Raw genomic sequence first — 16,178 nt, 5'->3', positions numbered from 1 at the left:
ACTATGTCAAACGTTCTAGTACTAAAATCAAGCATTCTCGGTGACTACTCACAATCAAACGGTCTTATCGACCACTTGGTAAATTCGATGAACACCAGCTCTATTATTGAGCGTGACCTAGCCGCTCAGCCATTGCCGGTTCTGGATGGTGAAATTGCTGGCGGTCTTCGCGGTGGTGACAACCTCAGCGAGAAGCAGCTTAAAGCCATTGCACTTTCTGATCAGCTAATCGATGAGATCAAAGCCAGCGATACCTTGGTTATCGGTGCGCCAATGTATAACTTTTCTATCCCGACTCAGCTTAAGAACTGGTTCGACTTGATTGCCCGTGCTGGCGTAACTTTTAGCTACACAGAAAATGGTCCTGTTGGCCTACTAACAGGTAAAAAAGTGATTGTCGTAACGACTCGTGGCGGTATGCACAAAGGTGGTGACACTGACATCATGGTGCCTTACCTAAAAACCTTCCTCGGTTTTGTAGGCCTAACCGATGTGGAAGTGGTATACAGCGAAGCACTGGCAATGGGTGATGAAATGGCAGCGAAAGGTATTGCCCAAGCGAAGTTAGAGCTAGAGAGCCTAGCTCAATAATCAATTTAGAAGAGTCAGGCAGTGTCTTCTCGCGGCACTGCCCCACATCTTGCCTTACCCATTCTCGCTACTGTGTTTAACTGATGGGTAAGGCTTTTTTATTCTTGAATGTCGAAACAGCTTATCTCACTCTAGAAATCAAACTGCAGATACACGGTGTTATAGTTACTTCCACCTTTGATACGCCCAAACTGGGATGCGTTCTCAAAGATTGCTGAGCGATGGTGCAAGCTGTACCCCAACCATACTCCATCCAATGGCTTATGGTTAAACACATCTCCCAAATTCACATCAAAAGAGAAATCGAGGTAGTTGAGCAATTTACTTGGCTCATAACCTTTACGGTCCATTTCAGCCTGCTCTATGTATGTAATTCGGTTAACATACGACAAGCCTTCCGCGACACCAAACCGCCACTCAACTGGCCAGGTAAAGGTATAGTAGGCTTTTATCGCCATGATATATTCTTGGCTTGAGCTTTGAACGTCGGAGTGCCAGTGCCAAACAAAACCTGGGGTTAGGTAGATATCTAGCGGCAAACCAAACAACTCGTCCGTTAGCGGGTGGCCATAGAACACAGAAGTCAGTTGATTATTAAACTCATCCTTTTCACCTTTGCCCGTGAAGATATCGCCCATATTCGATGGGGTTGCCCAGCCATGAGCCACTCGCAAATATGGCTTGTTGCCAATAGTAGCCTTTCTTGGCTTCTTGGCATCATTGAAGAAACCAAAGCCAAGATAGCCTTCCCCTTGCCAGTTATCACTGATCAATTCAGCATCGCGGGTATTGCTATCAAAGTAGCGGGCATATGCCCCACCAACAATATACAAGTTCGATGTGACGTGGTAAGTGAAAGCAGATCCCAATTTTACATCGACGCCAGAATCAATATCTTCAAAGTCTAAGCCATAGTAATAGCTGTTGTAATCGCTGTCTTTCCAAATCAAAGAGGCTTTGGGAAGGAAACGCCAATCATTATATTGATAGTCCCCACCGATAGAGAGTTGTGAGCTGAACCTGCCATCAGGGTCAGACAGTAATTCGAAATCAGTATGATAGTTTTCGTCCCAATGATATTTGTATTGCAGACCGTAATCAGCCGTGTCGCCGCCTATCTCATTCTGAAAAGAAGAAGGAATATCGATAAAGTGCATTCGAACGAGGGCGTTCACTTCCCAGTCTTGTTCACGGTATAGATTGAGGCCGCCTTCAGTTCCATTGAGGAACAAACGGTTCCCCTGGTAGAACATCATGGGCACGAAGGTGGAGACCGTAGAGTCCTCAACAACAGACTCTGTCGCATAGGGGATCGAAGCGCTGCGCATCACAGCAGCTAGCCCCCACTTCTTTTCCTCATCTCTTTTTTGCCTCAAATCATCAACCGAGATAAAACCGAGTGGTTTTTCATTTTCATTCGCTGGATTTTGCTGCTCTGTCTCTGCCGCTATAGCAACCAATGGCAAGCAAGCGATGAATGCAAAATGTTTAGACAATCAATAACCCTCAAAATAACAGGAACTGTAATTATTGTTATTTAAGTTTATACCTATTTTTAACCATATCATTGTCGTCTCATGGTAAAAAAAGCATAAAAAAAGCCCGATATTGATCGGGCTTTTGTAAAACAGTTTAAGAATTACTGGTGAGAAGCGATCTCTGCTTTCTTCAATTCTTTAACGCTCTTGCTCACTTCGCGACGCTCTTTAGAAAGCTCAGCGCTGATGATGATGTGGTCATCTACACGATCTTCGTAATCGCCTTTCATGTTCTCAACGATTTCAACGATCTGATCATGAGTCATATCAGCTTTGATGTAATCAAGTAGGTTTTCAAGCAATTCAACACGCTTACGGTTGTCACGAATTTTACGGTCGTTATCTAGGATCTCACGCTTTAGCTTGTTCTTACGACGAGTTTGACGAACTAGCTCTAGGATAGTGTTCATTGTTTGTCCTTATATGAATCTACAAAACCTAACTGCCCCCGTTATAGCAGAAACTTGTATTGCCACTCAAGTCACATTTTGAGCAGTTAAACCAAAACAGGCTGCTTCCTTGACATATTTCAGTTTCGGTAAAGGTATCCGCTGGTGGCTTCGAGTCGCCATCGGCTTAACGCGGCTCATCCCTTAGGTATACACTTGATACATCACAAATTGATGAAAGTAGAAAGTAAGATTTAGTTAAACTTGTGAGACTATTTCAGTGGGGATTCAGGTTATTAGAAATCCTGTGAAAGTCGCCACAATTTTCTTATTTTTTTATTTGCAATTAGCCCAATGCTGCCTAATCTTTGAATTGACCAGTAATGTTTGGCGTTGATACAACATTGACTTCTGAATCGCTTCATCTAGCAATACTATTTTGCAAGTCCAACTGGAGCAAAAAAGATTCAATTGTTACCTCGGTTAAATAGTATTGGCATATGTACAGATGTAAGTTATTCAGGAGACAACATGTCTAAAGCAACAGGTACCGTTAAGTGGTTCAATGAAGAAAAGGGTTTCGGTTTCATCACACAGGACAACGGCGGTGCTGATGTATTCGTTCACTTCCGTGCGATCACTGGCGACGGCTTCAAAACGCTAGCGGAAGGTCAAAAAGTTAGCTTTGAAACAGAGCAAGGTCCAAAAGGCTTACAAGCTGCAAACGTAGAAAAGATTTAATTTCTCGTTTTCACTTGGACAAAAGGGCTGTTAAAGCCCTTTTTTACGTTTTAAATTAACCTCTTAGTTGCACACATATCACCCACATACAATTTCTCGCTTTATTTTCGACCTTTCACTCTAATTTGATGCTAAATCCGCCAAAACAGTGATAAGCTCTTGTATACCCTCAGTAAAACAATGGCTTCAGTACAATACAAATCACATTTTTCGATATAAATAATTAAATTTTAAAGTAATTGCTTGCCACCTACCCTCTCGTGTGGCCTAATGTGCTTGGCCTGAAATGCAGACCTATTTATGCAACAAATTGAAATAGAAAACTTCGTTACACCGCTTCATCGAGCGACGTTGTCCTGAAGAGCTCAACATTCTTTTGTCCATAAGTAATTCATTATGATGGCTTAAGTACGCAACAAGCGTTTATTAATTATTTTATTCAGGAGACATCACATGTCTAAAGCAACTGGTATCGTTAAGTGGTTCAACGACGAGAAAGGTTTCGGTTTCATCACTCAAGACAACGGCGGTGCTGACGTATTCGTTCACTTCCGTGCTATCGCTGGTGAAGGCTTCAAATCTCTAGCTGAAGGCCAGAAAGTATCTTTCGACATCGAACAAGGTCAGAAAGGTCCTCAAGCTGCTAACGTTGAGCGCATCTAATTCGCGTTAACGTGAAGAATTCCAAAAGGGTGCCCTAGGGCGCCCTTTTTTAATTCAATCCTTTTCAACCTCTTATCTTCTGCGCTCACCTTACTTTCCGAAATCTGTCAGATGTAACATTTTTGACATAAATCAGATAACAAAATTCAATCAAGCACGCTTTTACTTCCCTTTAACCATACACTGAAGCTAAGTTGTTCTGTTTTCAGGGATCCAAGTACATGGAAGAACGTCAAACTCTTCAAACACAGTCTATCCGGCGCCTGCTTATTACTGGGGCAATCGGCATACTGTCTCTTCTACTCGCTTTTTTTATCACCGATCATGTTATTCATAATAAATACACCCAGCTTCAGTCTTTGCAGCACAAAATTATAAAAGCCTCAAATAGCATGCTGATGATACGCCGGCATGAAAAAGATTACCTCGCCAGAGTAGATTCAAGCTATTTATCAAAGATGGAAGGTGCTTACTCTCAACTGAAATCAGAGTTGTTAAGCATTAATCAATCGCTCAATGAACATGACATTACAACTAGCTATTCAAACCAGCAAGCTATTGCTGATGTGGATAGCTATTACCAGCAATTTTCAGCGATGAGTCATACCGTACAAAATATATTCGGGGAAAATGGCTCGATAAGTTTAATCGATCAATTAAAAGATACCGCCCTTGCTTTCGAGCAAAATCTGATTGGTATAAACGCGCCAGAGATTGATGCCCTCACCCTCACAACAAAGGATTTGATGTATCAGTTCTTCAATGACTTTGACAGTAATCTGCTGCCAGATATCGACAATAACCTCACTGAAATTCAAAAGGCACTTGAAGCGGCACCTGAGTTACGTTTCTCAACCACCAGCTTCGTGGAATTTAGCCAGGCCTTTTATGTATTACAGCGTACATACGAAACATTCGGCTACTCCCATAACGACGGCATGCATGGCGAACTTCGTAATACCATTCACTCCCTTGAAGACACCTTAAATAACCTGTTTACCGAGACACCGAAACAGATCGCCATAACCATGCACCAATACGAAAGTTACAAGAAAATGGTCGCTCTGGCCCTATGTATTGCTATTGTTCTCGTTCTACTTTATGTCATCCGGCAAACCCATCGTTTAGAGCAGGACTTGATAAACGCCCGTGAGCATGAAAAACAAGCAAATAAGGCCAAGAGTGCTTTCTTGGCAAATATGTCTCATGAAATTCGAACGCCGCTCAACGGCATTCTCGGCATGACGGAAATATTATCGGATTCGAAACTCAGCGCCGTTCAAAAAGACTACCTATCAACGATCAATGCTTCCTCACAAACCCTGCTGATGCTTATTAATGATATTTTGGATTTATCCAAAATCGAATCAGGCCATTTGGAGATAGCCCCGCATACCTGTGCCCTTAAAGAAGTGATTTTTGACACAGCGGCCCTTATCGCACCCAAGGCCCAACAAAAGAGCATTGACTTGGTCGTCGACATGGAAACATCCCTGCCCGACTACATAAAAGCAGATGAACAAAAGGTCCGCCAAGTATTAATGAACCTTGCCTCCAATGCCATTAAGTTTACGGACTCAGGCGCGATTACTTTTACAGCCAAGCAAGTCAGTCACTCCCCATCACACACAGAGGTGTTCTTCTCTGTCCAAGATTCAGGGATCGGCATTGATAGTGACAAACAGACCCACATCTTTGAGGAGTTTAAACAAGAGACAAGCCAAACATCCTCTCAGTATGGCGGAACAGGTCTTGGCTTAGCTATCTCCGCCAAGATAGTTGAAATGATGGGTGGAGAAATCCAACTTGAATCGCAAAAGCACGTAGGCAGCACTTTCTCATTTACACTGTCATTTCTACATGACGAGCAGACTATTGATCAAGTCTCTAGCCTGCCAGTGCTGTATTTGGCAGAAGAGCACAATGCTTTACTGGTCAGTGAAATACTTCGCTTTGGTTATCAACTAACGCATTGCCACACTGTCGATGAGGTTCTTGCTGCTAATAGGCCCAATGCCATCGTGATTATCGATAAACCTTGCTTGTTACCACAAGCAAGTAGCACATTGGTAAACTTCAACATTGTTTATGTTCGCCAGAACAATGAGATAGTAAATGATACGGCGAGTAATGTTGTTGCCCTTGTTACTGCTCCTCTGTTTGGTATGCGTCTAAACAATATGCTGAAAACCGCTTTTGTTACTCATAACCATGCCCCCGAAGCGATTGAAAACTCTTCGAGCATAGCCATCAATGCTCCCGAGCCCACTACAAGTGGCAAGCAATCCATTCTTATCGTCGAGGACAATAAAGTTAACCAGCAAGTTGTCTGTATTAATTTAAAGCGCATTGGCTTTGACTACCTGATTGCAAATAATGGTCAAGAAGCTGTTTCCCTCTACCAACAACACCATGGCGATATTGGGCTAATTTTGATGGACTGCATGATGCCTGTTATGAACGGCTTTGAGGCCACGCAAGCAATACGGGAATGGGAACAAGAACATGGTTTGAAAAACACGCACATCATCGCGCTCACCGCTTCTATTCTTGATGATGATATCCAGCAGTGCTTTGATTGTGGCATGGATGATTACCTGCCAAAACCATTCAAACGAGATGTCCTTTTAGAGAAGCTGAAAAAACAGGTCAACTTAAGTTCGTCACCCACTCTTATCACGGACTAATACAACCTATAAAAGCAGGCGCTGGCCTGCTTTTTTCTCACCAGTAAACGGATAAAGCAAAGCCACCAGCAGTAAATCCCTCCAACTTATTCCGAACTCAATTTTGAGTCAGCTTTATTAAATATAAGAACTACACTCCCTACATTTTACAACTTTGAGAAATTCTCCTAATTTTTTAACACTATCTCTAAAACTTAATTGGAGCTTCAATATGATTCGGCCGGTACTGCCATTAGTTATGACAACCGCTTTTATCTCCAATGCTTATGCGATAGAGCCTATTCCCACAGAGAGTGGGTTTTCTGGCTTTGTAAATGTCGGTGTCGGCGGAATGAGTGTTGAATCGAATACCTTAGCCCAATTTGGCTCTGTTGATTTAAGTAACAGCACAATTAACTCAATCGATGGCTCTGCTAGTAGTGAGGATTCTGCAATACCGATTATCGCTGCTGAAATTGCCTATACTTTCGCCAACTCTCGCACACAAGTCTTTATCGGTAACCAACTCGAAGACTATATCCGGTTTGACTTCTCGACGCTTGCTGGTATCCGGCAGGAAATAGGTAAAGCCGGTGTGTTAGGTGCGAGCTTTCTATATACCCCGCTGGCAACAGAAGTATGGTCAGACCCTTTCCTTACCGGGTCCCCGAGAACAAAAACGGATCGTACGGCTAACGGCTATCGATTAATCTGGGATCGGATGTACGGCACAGGCTTAGAGCTCAGATACTCATACCGTGATGTTGATATCGATGACGAACTAAGCGGTGTTTCGCAAGGCTTAGAGTCTGAAGACGTAACCTTACTTAACCGTAATGGTGATCTTCATCGCTTCACTGCACAATACACTTTCACGTGGGACTCACCTAGACATCGACTAGTACCTCTCTTCTCTGTCATCGATCTGGATGCCGACGGTGATGCGATGGCTTATGACGGTTACTCACTCGGCGCAAACTATATCTACTCGGTAAATCGTTGGCGTCTAGTAACAAACGTCTACATTTCAGAACTGTCCTTTGACGAAGGGCATCCATTGTTTGATGATAGGAAGATAGACAGCAGCCAATTTGGTGCAAGCTTCACGGCTTTTTACGCCAGTCCATTTGGCTGGAAAAATTGGCTGGCAAACGGGTCGGTGGCTTGGTTTGATCAAGACAGTGATGTTAACTTCTATGACTCCTCGGTAGGCTTATTCAGTGTTGGCTTGCTCTATCGCTTCTGATTTCATTGTTTCAAAAACTGCCTTATTTAATTGCCGGATAACCTCATTTAAGTCGAGTTATCCGGCATTATCTTTAGCCCCTATTATCAATATTTTGTTTAAACTGTTTCGCTAGCCAATATCATTATCAATTTTTTTAAAGCTGCTATTATTCATAGCGTTACCGAACTGCTCTGCTGGATACCACGCATTCATCCATCCAGCATGTGATTACTTCACCAAGGAATACAGCAATGCAAAAAGTGATTCTTGTTACCGGCTCAACCGACGGCATCGGATTTGAAACAGCGAAAATGCTCGTATCTCAAGGCCACAATGTTCTTCTGCATGGCCGTAACCCTGCCAAGCTTAACGATGTGGAAGCACAGCTCAAGCAGTTACAAGGTAACGCAAAAATAGAAACCTATGTGGCTGATTTGTCCAAACTGTCAGAAGTTGACGTGCTGGCGAGAGAAATCACAGCAAAACATAACCACTTAGATGCTTTGATTAACAACGCCGGTGTCTACAATGCACCTGTTGCAACCACCGGTGATGGTTTTGATGTACGCTACGCAGTGAACACCTTTGCCCCATACCTACTGACAAAAGCGTTGCTACCACTGCTGGGACAAAATAGTCGGGTGATTAACCTCTCCTCTGCGGCCCAAGCACCTGTTGACCTATCAGCGCTTGCTGGCGACAAACCACTCTCTGCCGGTGACGCTTATGCCCAAAGTAAATTGGCTATCACTATGTGGTCTCGCAGCATGGGGCTTGCGTTGAAAGAATCTGGCCCGATGATCGCGTCAGTCAATCCCAAGTCACTGCTTGGCAGTAAAATGGTAAAAAGTGCATTTGGTATTGCTGGTAGTGATCTTAGTGTCGGTGCAGATATTTTGGTGCGCGGTGCACTGTCCGATGAATTTGCTAATGCCCACGGTCTGTACTTCGACAACGACATCGGCCAGTTCGGTCAACCGCATCCCGATGCATTGAACGATCAAAAAGTTCAAGCCGTAATGACAGCGATGGACTCTGCACTGGCGAGCTTTCAGTAATCTCCTTGAGCTTTCGCTATTCGCTTGAGCTCTCTAAAAAGCCAAGCCCATGATCTAATTAGGTCATGGGCTTTTTGTTTGTCTGTTATTTCCAAGCAATTATCAAAATTATCTATAAACTGATTCACCACTTACGCCAATTATCATCGTTAACATAGGTTGTTATCCTGCTTCCACAATACAGCACTCACCTGTGAGGGGTGCTAACCCAAAGCAAGTTGGAGACTCCCTATGCACTACGAGGGCAAAATCTATCGTCCTTGGACTGAAGCAAACAGCGTATTGATCCAGACGACTTTAGGCTGCAGCATGAACCACTGTACCTTCTGTAATATGTTCAGCGACAAGCGCTTCCGGATTCGGGATATCGACGATATATTCCAAGATATAGAATCTGCTAGGCGCTTCTACCCCCATGTCGAATCTATCTTTCTTATCGACGGCAATGTCATGGCGGCACGCACCGATTTTCTGCTCAAAATTTTTGAGAAAATCAAAGCAACCTTTCCCGAGTGCCAAAAGATATCCTTGTACAGTGGGTTGAACGATCTCAGACGTAAATCCCCATCGGAACTCAAAGAGTTAAAACATGCAGGGTTAAGTATGGCTTATGCGGGATTAGAGTCTGGTGACAGAGTGGTTCTGGAGCGGATCAAAAAACGCATGACTCCTGAGCAAGCACTTGAAGGTATGGCGCTGGCTAAAGAAGCCGGTATTGAAATGCTGCTATCGTTTATCTTTGGTTTAGGCGGGCGTGAGCGCTCAAAAGAGCACATCGTAGAAACCACAAAGTTGCTCAACCTAATGCAGCCAGAACAAATTGCCCCTATGGCCTTGGCTATTCAACCGGGTACGGAATTGGAACAAGAAGTAAACCGTGGAGAGTTTATATTACCGACCCCATTGCAGATCCTCGAAGAAGAAAGGTACCTGCTTGAGAACCTGGATTTCGAAACGATGTACTGGGGCGATCACGGTAACAACATCGTATCTCTAAAAGGCATGCTGCCAACCTACCAAAAACAATTCCTTGGACAGGTTAACAATGCGATTGCCACCAACCCAATCATCCAAGAAAACGTTATTCAAACCTTTTCTTGGTAAGCAAAAACCGGCACTGGGTATTGCCCCCCAATGCCGGTTTAATCAGGAAGCTTTAGATCACATCTGTATCCCAACCTATATCCCAATATGGTGGGCTGCCGTAATAGTCGTTGAAATAATCGATAAAGGCTCTGACTTTCGGGGCAAGTAGACGAGAACTTGGATACACGGCCCAAATTGCCGTGTCGGAAACCAATGGGTAGTCTTTTAAGATCTGAACCAACTCACCGCGCTCCAATTGCTTGTAGACACTCCAAGTTGAATTAATGGCAATACCCAGCCCATCGGTACAAGCATCACGCATCGCATCGCCGTTATCCGTTCGAAAGCTACCTTTGGTTTTCACGCTGATCGGGCCGTCTTTGCTATCGAACACCCAAGTAGTTAGCCCGGCCAAATTCACACATTGATGATCGTTCAACTCGTGTGGTGTCTTAGGTTCACCATGTGCCTCGAGATATTCTGGAGAGGCACAGATAATACGATTATCTGGCGCGAGCTTGCGGGCGATAAGTGTAGAATCTTGTAGCTCTGCATCACGAATAGCAATATCAAAACCACCTTCAACCATATCGACGATAGTGTCGCTAAAGCGAAAATCGACGGTTAAATCAGGGTAACGAGCTAGAAAGCCTTTCAGAGCAGGAATAAGATGCATACGACCGAACGAAGCAGGCGCTGTAACGCGTAATGTTCCGACAGGCAATGCACTCCCTGCACCAACAGAAGCCCTTGCCGCTTCAACACTTGCCAAGACTTCTTCGGCATGTGGCAAAAAGGCTTGTCCTTCTTCAGTCAATGATACTTTACGTGTCGTGCGGTGAACCAACCTAACCCCAAGCCCTTCTTCAAGCTTATTAATATGGGCGCTTGAAACTGCCGGAGACAGCCCTAGCTCCTGTCCGGCCATACTGATGTTATGGGTCGTCGCCAGCCTTACAAACAATTTCAAATGTTCAATATTCATTGGGTATTATCAATGTATTTCGAATAATTGCGATAATTAACTATCAATTATCAACCCCAAAGCGGGTAAAGGCAAGACACGCTATTTCAAACTAATCGCCGAAAGCGCATCAAACAGAGCGCGTTTATCGGCTTCGGAGAGGTATTTAAGCTCAAGAGTCTGAGAGAAGGCATTCCAATCCTTTTCTGACAACTGCCCACCCGCATTCAAATATGCAAGGACCTCTTGATTGATTTGCTCTCCCAAGGTAATTAGCGCTGGCCTCACAACCGTTTTCAGATCTCTCGGTTCACGGTTTGTTGGCGTATTAAGCAAATCAGCCCGATAACGATACTGAATCGCTTTAGCCGCTGAAATCTGGGCCCGGAAGAAGCCTTTAACACTCTGGCTATCCAGCCCTACTTCTGCTGCTGACTCTGACGCTTTGCTGATAACGACTTCTTCACGTGCAATATCTTCAATGGGTAAATTGTGATTCGCTTTATAAAGACCCACATCTTCCATGTAACTTAACCGCTGGGCGATTGCACTAAACAACCCACTGGCAGAAGGTGCTGCCAATGCTTGAACGGACACCATACATAACAAACCCACCAATATTGCTTTAACCATCACTATTCCTTTAATGTTCAATGAGTAACACATCAAACCAATGGTATTCGCCGCAACTATGCATTTCAATGCTTATTGAGCCTCTTGCCGGATATAACAATGAATCTCTGAGCTAGCATTTGACCCGAGGAATATCCCGCCACCGGGTAGTATATTGTGGTGAAAGGAGTTCCCGCCGCATCGCCCATTTCGGATTAATCCCCTGCGCAGCAAGGAACAAGCTATCCCTACCATAGCGCTGGTTGAGGCTATCAAATACCTTCATCAATGCCGGGTTGGATGCGGATTCATCGAAAAGGTCCCCTTGAGCATGTTCCCCACAAACCAAATCAATCAAACCGACCCCGATTTTGTAATATCGCACTCCCGGCGCATAGATTTGATCAAGCATTGAGGCAACGGCAGCAGTGATCTGGGTACTGTCATCGGTAGGGTACGCAAAACGATAAACTTGCTTGAAGCCCTGCGGCCTTTCGTCATAAGGCGAGTTCGAGGCAAACACCATCATCACACGGACAAGAGAACGTTGTTTTCTCAACTTCTCAGCAGCAACGCCCACATGCTTACATAAGGCTTGGCGTAGGCTATCAGGGCAGGTAATACGCTCTCCAACGCTACGGGTCGAGAAGATCTGCTTCTTATCAGCCCGAGTCTGATCCCAGCCTTTGCACGCCTCGCCATTAAGTTCACGGACTGTCCGCTCGACCTCAACGTTGAATGACTTCCTCGTTAGCCCCGGCTTCATTGCCGCTAACTGCAATGCTGTATTGACCCCCATGAACTCCAAGCGCTTGGCAATCCGGCGGCCAATCCCCCACACATCCGAGGTTTTCAGTTGGGCCAATATTTCTAGGCGCCGAGGCTCGGAATCTATAACACAGACACCTTGGTAGCCCTGTACTTTCTTAGCGGCATGGTTAGCTACCTTGGCAAGCGTTAGCGTCGGGCCCATTCCCACGCAAACAGGCAACCGGCACTCTCGCCAGACCGCTCTTCGTAAACGCTGAGCATGGTGGGATAAGTCTGGAATAGCTTGTCGGCATTGGTGAAATGCCAGGAAAGATTCATCAATGGAATACACATGCTGCTCAGGTGCAAAACGGCCAATCACCTCCATCATTTTGCTGGAGAGATCGCCGTATAGCTCATAGTTCGACGAGCAGGCGATCACACCTTTCGCCTCACACAGGCCACGCATTTCAAAATAGGCTTTGAATTTTTCTACCCCAGCCTCTCTGGCCTGCCGATTAGCGGCGACAATACACCCATCGTTATTCGACAACACAACCATAGGCTTGCCGCGCCAATCCGGCCTAAACACCTGCTCTGCCGAGCAGTAGAATGAATTAGCATCTACCAACGCGTACATGGCACCTCCGGCTTATACTTCCGTGAGCATTGTCTCTCATAAAGACAGTCATCAACTTTCACCAAAGATCAGGCTCTTGCGATGGCAACGAATTGAACGCGTCACCACCCCTTCTAATGTGAACTGATCGTGCTGCGAAACAAACACCGGCATATAACCCGACGCTGCCGACAATAGCCGTCGCTGCTTGGTATCGATCAACTTGCAGACAAACTCCCCGTTAAGGTTCGCCACTACCACATCGTGATCTTTCACCTCGATATGGCGGTCTACAATCAGCACATCACCATCGTAGATGCCAACTCCTTCCATACTTCTACCTTGGGCCAAACCAATATATGTGGCACTGGGGTGCTCCACCAGCAACTCATCCAACGACAAAGGAAGCTGCAGATAATCAGCGGCAGGGCTCTCGAATCCGGTGATCCCCGCACTGGCATAAAATGGAATAAAGTTCATAATTCACGAGTACTGTTTATTTATACAGTATTATTGTTATCCTAGACTCAGCAGCGGTCAAGATGCACCTTGATCAATAGCTGCTTTTATAAGCACCACGGCTTTCGAAGCGAACGATAGGAAGTAAGATCATGTGTGGAAGGTTAAACATTCTCGCTAACATACTGAATAATCAGGTATCTGATGAATTACGAGTGCGCTACAACACCACCGACAATCCTGATCTCTGCCCTAGCCAAATCGTTACCACACTCTGCAAAAATTTTAGCCCCCGCTCTAGTACCAACGGCCTGCAGCAATATGAAATGACATGGGGGATAAAACCTGCATGGGCGAAAAAACTACTGATCAACGCACAAGTTGAAACCGCAATGGAAAAACCCACCTGGCGCAACGCAATGCAGCACAGGCGTTGTATTGTCCCATGCTCTGGCTGGTTTGAATGGCGGGATGAAGGCGGGCTCAGTAAGCAGAAATACCTTTTCAGCCATGCCGAAAGCAAGCCCTTGTACATGGCTGGGCTATGGTTCGAACCAAGCGAGGGAGAGCAGCCCGAACTGGTCACCCTAACCACTGCGGCGAATACAGTTTGCCAACCTTACCACCACCGGATGCCGTTGTTGGTTAGCGTTAACGAAATTGAAGACTGGCTAGGAAACCAGAAACCGATTGAGTTGCTACTGGATCAATTAAGCCAAGCTCAAAACCGAGCTAGCAACCATACTCTTTTGTCAATTAACCCAACCAATGTGCCAGCATGAAATCGTTATATCACGGATACTTAGCCCGTAGCCTACTCTGTACATAATCGACAAAGCAGCGCACTTTTAAAGGGATATGGCGGCTATGGGGATAGATTACGTTAATTGGCACAGTATCACTGGGGAAGCCCTCCAATACTTGAACTAGTGCTCCCGTTTCCAGGTGTTGCTCTGTCATCCAAATGGGTAGTTGGGTGATACCTAATCCTGCGAGCGCCATTTCCAAATTGGTTTCACCGCTGTTACTTCGAAAGGCACCCTGAACTGAAACAGAAACCTCTTTGTCGTTCTCTTTGAAATGCCAGTTATTGAGTGAGCGGTTATAGGTATAAACGATACAGTGGTGATTTTTTAGATCGTTAGGTGTGGCTGGTATGCCATGTTTATCCAGGTACTTTGGTGATGCCACCAACTGTAGCGGGTTGTCGAACAGAGGCCTTGCTATTAACGATGAGTCCTCCAGTTTTTTAGCTCGAATTGCAATATCAATGCCCTCGGCGACGAGATCTATAGGCCGCTCTCCAATCACCATATCCACCTCAATGTCTGGATACTCATGCAAAAACTCGGCGATTAGTGGCGCTAACAATATTCGCGCAAGCGGTGCTGGGGCTGCGATACGAAGAGTGCCTTTGGGTAAAGATACTTGAGAGCGCACATTTGCCTCAACCTCATCGATTTCCTGCAAAATACTGACACAATGGTCATAATATTCCTGACCCGCTTGAGTGAGTGATAATTCACGGCTGGTACGTGTTATGAGCTTAACCCCTAACCGCTCTTCCAAAGCTGCAATTTTTTTACTCACCGTAGCTTGAGAGCTGTTTTGCTCTCTCGCTGCAGCCGAGAAGCTTCCGGTCTGTATAACGCGTAGAAAAACACGCATTGCACCAAGTTGATCCATACTATCATTCGATTTTGGAATAGATACTGTTCATTTTATCTTACTTCTATAACAAAACCATCATGGTTATGATTCTCTTCGTCAACAACATCGAATATGAAGAGAGAAACAGCATGAAACCCACCCATACTAAACAAGCAATTCGTGAAGCAATGGATCATCTTATCGACCGCGCAACAAATTTTGATATTGAAGCGCTCGAGACCATCTATCACAAAGATTTTCACACCACTTTAATCATGCCTGATAGCACAGTTCAGACCTTCAATAAGGCAGAGTTCAAAGCACACTTTGCCAAGCAAGCACAAGAAGGCAGCCAGCAGCTTAACACTTGGGCGGAATGGCATGATTTTCACATTTTAGGTGACTCGGCTGTATGCGTATTGAGTCGTAAACACAGTGGAATGAACGGTGAAGAAATGAAGTTACTCTGCAATATCGAATTACGATTTGAAGAGGATCGCTGGCAAGTTCTTCGAGAGCAGATCTTTCTTCGCCCACTATCTGAAGCCTAAAATGGCTGGGTAGGTTATCAGAAGACCGCCGTTCACAACGGTGGTCTGTACCGTTTTGGATATAAAAACCTATTTGAGCACAGCAAGATAATAGTAACGAACTGTATTTTTCCAACCTGCAGTAGCGTCATGAATGAATTTCACTAATTCATCGCCTCACTCCCCCAACCTCTCTAATGTACGCCTTAAGTACTACTGGAATGGAATCAGTAGCTTTCCAGCCCTATTACCTCGCTAAAGGATGGTAACGCGCGGTAGGGATACCTTCGAAAGGCTGATATGTTAAAAATACTAAAACAAGAATACACTCTGGTTGTCGGTATGCTTGCCATTTTATTTTTTAAAATGGCTGGCAATACCCTGCTAGGTGGAAATAACTCCCCTATTTTATACTTGCTCACCACAGGCATATTATTTTACGTGGTAATGACCGCTATTTTTGCCGTTGTTCGCCACTCCGATGCCATGGCAATTCGGCTCGGTGATCCCTACGGCACGCTTATTTTGACGCTATCTGTCGTCGTACTTAAAGTCATTATGCTTTCATCATTGATGCTCACAGGTGACTCGAACCCAGTATTGGCAAGGGATACCTTGTTTGCCTTGATAATGG

Annotated in this window: 16 protein-coding genes and 1 pseudogene; 10 read left to right on the top strand and 7 right to left on the bottom strand. The window is 44.9% G+C overall.

Going from position 1 to position 16,178, the window contains the following annotated elements; translation table 11 throughout:
• Positions 1-3: 3 nt before the first annotated feature.
• Complete coding sequence (locus BIZ37_RS09470; protein WP_187461291.1) at positions 4-591, top strand: FMN-dependent NADH-azoreductase; 588 nt, start codon at positions 4-6, stop codon at positions 589-591.
• 131 nt (positions 592-722) lie between these two features.
• On the opposite strand, the gene BIZ37_RS09465 is transcribed toward BIZ37_RS09470, so the two are convergent.
• Positions 723-1,982 (bottom strand): MipA/OmpV family protein, encoded by a 1,260-nt coding sequence (locus BIZ37_RS09465; protein WP_370577325.1) that lies wholly within the window; start codon positions 1,980-1,982, stop codon positions 723-725.
• A gap of 248 nt (positions 1,983-2,230) precedes the next feature.
• On the bottom strand, positions 2,231-2,539 hold the full coding sequence (locus BIZ37_RS09460; RefSeq protein ID WP_039461131.1) for a DUF496 family protein: 309 nt from the start codon (positions 2,537-2,539) through the stop codon (positions 2,231-2,233).
• A 510-nt stretch (positions 2,540-3,049) separates the two neighbouring features.
• Here BIZ37_RS09460 and BIZ37_RS09455 point away from each other — a divergent pair.
• The 6 genes from BIZ37_RS09455 to BIZ37_RS09430 all read left to right on the top strand — a co-directional run bounded on the left by BIZ37_RS09455 (position 3,050) and on the right by BIZ37_RS09430 (position 9,978).
• Positions 3,050-3,259, top strand: a complete 210-nt coding sequence (locus BIZ37_RS09455) for a cold-shock protein (RefSeq protein WP_039461130.1) — start codon at positions 3,050-3,052, stop codon at positions 3,257-3,259.
• 453 nt (positions 3,260-3,712) lie between these two features.
• Positions 3,713-3,922, top strand: a complete 210-nt coding sequence (locus tag BIZ37_RS09450; RefSeq protein WP_036830632.1) for a cold-shock protein — start codon at positions 3,713-3,715, stop codon at positions 3,920-3,922.
• 221 nt (positions 3,923-4,143) lie between these two features.
• Positions 4,144-6,609 (top strand): ATP-binding protein, encoded by a 2,466-nt coding sequence (locus tag BIZ37_RS09445; RefSeq protein WP_187461290.1) that lies wholly within the window; start codon positions 4,144-4,146, stop codon positions 6,607-6,609.
• Between the two features lie 211 nt (positions 6,610-6,820).
• On the top strand, positions 6,821-7,834 hold the full coding sequence (locus BIZ37_RS09440; RefSeq protein WP_187461289.1) for a DUF2860 family protein: 1,014 nt from the start codon (positions 6,821-6,823) through the stop codon (positions 7,832-7,834).
• Between the two features lie 233 nt (positions 7,835-8,067).
• Complete coding sequence (locus BIZ37_RS09435) at positions 8,068-8,874, top strand: SDR family NAD(P)-dependent oxidoreductase (RefSeq protein ID WP_187461288.1); 807 nt, start codon at positions 8,068-8,070, stop codon at positions 8,872-8,874.
• Positions 8,875-9,105: 231 nt separating this feature from the next.
• Positions 9,106-9,978 (top strand): radical SAM protein, encoded by an 873-nt coding sequence (locus BIZ37_RS09430; RefSeq protein ID WP_187461287.1) that lies wholly within the window; start codon positions 9,106-9,108, stop codon positions 9,976-9,978.
• A gap of 52 nt (positions 9,979-10,030) precedes the next feature.
• Here the strand turns inward: BIZ37_RS09430 and BIZ37_RS09425 are convergent, their stop codons facing one another.
• From BIZ37_RS09425 to umuD, 4 genes are all read right to left on the bottom strand, one after another.
• Complete coding sequence (locus BIZ37_RS09425; RefSeq protein ID WP_187461286.1) at positions 10,031-10,945, bottom strand: LysR family transcriptional regulator; 915 nt, start codon at positions 10,943-10,945, stop codon at positions 10,031-10,033.
• An 81-nt stretch (positions 10,946-11,026) separates the two neighbouring features.
• Complete coding sequence (locus tag BIZ37_RS09420) at positions 11,027-11,557, bottom strand: chorismate mutase (RefSeq protein ID WP_187461285.1); 531 nt, start codon at positions 11,555-11,557, stop codon at positions 11,027-11,029.
• A gap of 112 nt (positions 11,558-11,669) precedes the next feature.
• Complete coding sequence (locus BIZ37_RS09415; protein WP_187461284.1) at positions 11,670-12,926, bottom strand: Y-family DNA polymerase; 1,257 nt, start codon at positions 12,924-12,926, stop codon at positions 11,670-11,672.
• A gap of 51 nt (positions 12,927-12,977) precedes the next feature.
• A complete protein-coding gene (gene umuD / locus BIZ37_RS09410; protein WP_187461283.1) occupies positions 12,978-13,385 on the bottom strand; it encodes a translesion error-prone DNA polymerase V autoproteolytic subunit in 408 nt (135 codons plus the stop codon).
• A gap of 131 nt (positions 13,386-13,516) precedes the next feature.
• On the opposite strand from umuD, the gene BIZ37_RS09405 reads away from it, so the two are divergent.
• A complete protein-coding gene (locus BIZ37_RS09405; protein ID WP_187461282.1) occupies positions 13,517-14,146 on the top strand; it encodes an SOS response-associated peptidase in 630 nt (209 codons plus the stop codon).
• Positions 14,147-14,156: 10 nt separating this feature from the next.
• Here BIZ37_RS09405 and BIZ37_RS09400 read toward each other — a convergent pair whose 3' ends face one another.
• Positions 14,157-15,050, bottom strand: coding sequence for a LysR family transcriptional regulator (locus BIZ37_RS09400; protein ID WP_187461281.1), 894 nt, complete (start codon positions 15,048-15,050; stop codon positions 14,157-14,159).
• A 62-nt stretch (positions 15,051-15,112) separates the two neighbouring features.
• On the opposite strand from BIZ37_RS09400, the gene BIZ37_RS09395 reads away from it, so the two are divergent.
• Positions 15,113-15,565 carry a nuclear transport factor 2 family protein gene (locus tag BIZ37_RS09395; RefSeq protein ID WP_222939630.1) on the top strand — a complete coding sequence of 151 codons (453 nt, stop codon included), beginning with the start codon at positions 15,113-15,115 and terminating at the stop codon, positions 15,563-15,565.
• Between the two features lie 279 nt (positions 15,566-15,844).
• Positions 15,845-16,178, top strand: a pseudogene (locus BIZ37_RS09390) (calcium:proton antiporter); the annotation flags it as partial.

This window comes from Photobacterium sp. BZF1 (assembly GCF_014349205.1).
Classification (GTDB): Bacteria; Pseudomonadota; Gammaproteobacteria; order Enterobacterales; family Vibrionaceae; genus Photobacterium.
The sequence above is the reverse complement of the archived record's forward strand: the minus strand, read 5'-3'. Positions and strand labels throughout refer to the sequence as shown.

Coding starts and splice junctions, on each gene's coding strand:
- umuD (WP_187461283.1), bottom strand. CDS start 13,385: ATGAACTTTATTCCATTTTATGCCAGTGCGGGGATCACCGGATTCGAG.
- BIZ37_RS09415 (WP_187461284.1), bottom strand. CDS start 12,926: ATGTACGCGTTGGTAGATGCTAATTCATTCTACTGCTCGGCAGAGCAG.
- BIZ37_RS09450 (WP_036830632.1), top strand. CDS start 3,713: ATGTCTAAAGCAACTGGTATCGTTAAGTGGTTCAACGACGAGAAAGGT.
- BIZ37_RS09420 (WP_187461285.1), bottom strand. CDS start 11,557: ATGGTTAAAGCAATATTGGTGGGTTTGTTATGTATGGTGTCCGTTCAA.
- BIZ37_RS09430 (WP_187461287.1), top strand. CDS start 9,106: ATGCACTACGAGGGCAAAATCTATCGTCCTTGGACTGAAGCAAACAGC.
- BIZ37_RS09425 (WP_187461286.1), bottom strand. CDS start 10,945: ATGAATATTGAACATTTGAAATTGTTTGTAAGGCTGGCGACGACCCAT.
- BIZ37_RS09395 (WP_222939630.1), top strand. CDS start 15,113: ATGGTTATGATTCTCTTCGTCAACAACATCGAATATGAAGAGAGAAAC.
- BIZ37_RS09460 (WP_039461131.1), bottom strand. CDS start 2,539: ATGAACACTATCCTAGAGCTAGTTCGTCAAACTCGTCGTAAGAACAAG.
- BIZ37_RS09405 (WP_187461282.1), top strand. CDS start 13,517: ATGTGTGGAAGGTTAAACATTCTCGCTAACATACTGAATAATCAGGTA.
- BIZ37_RS09445 (WP_187461290.1), top strand. CDS start 4,144: ATGGAAGAACGTCAAACTCTTCAAACACAGTCTATCCGGCGCCTGCTT.
- BIZ37_RS09400 (WP_187461281.1), bottom strand. CDS start 15,050: ATGGATCAACTTGGTGCAATGCGTGTTTTTCTACGCGTTATACAGACC.
- BIZ37_RS09440 (WP_187461289.1), top strand. CDS start 6,821: ATGATTCGGCCGGTACTGCCATTAGTTATGACAACCGCTTTTATCTCC.
- BIZ37_RS09470 (WP_187461291.1), top strand. CDS start 4: ATGTCAAACGTTCTAGTACTAAAATCAAGCATTCTCGGTGACTACTCA.
- BIZ37_RS09455 (WP_039461130.1), top strand. CDS start 3,050: ATGTCTAAAGCAACAGGTACCGTTAAGTGGTTCAATGAAGAAAAGGGT.
- BIZ37_RS09435 (WP_187461288.1), top strand. CDS start 8,068: ATGCAAAAAGTGATTCTTGTTACCGGCTCAACCGACGGCATCGGATTT.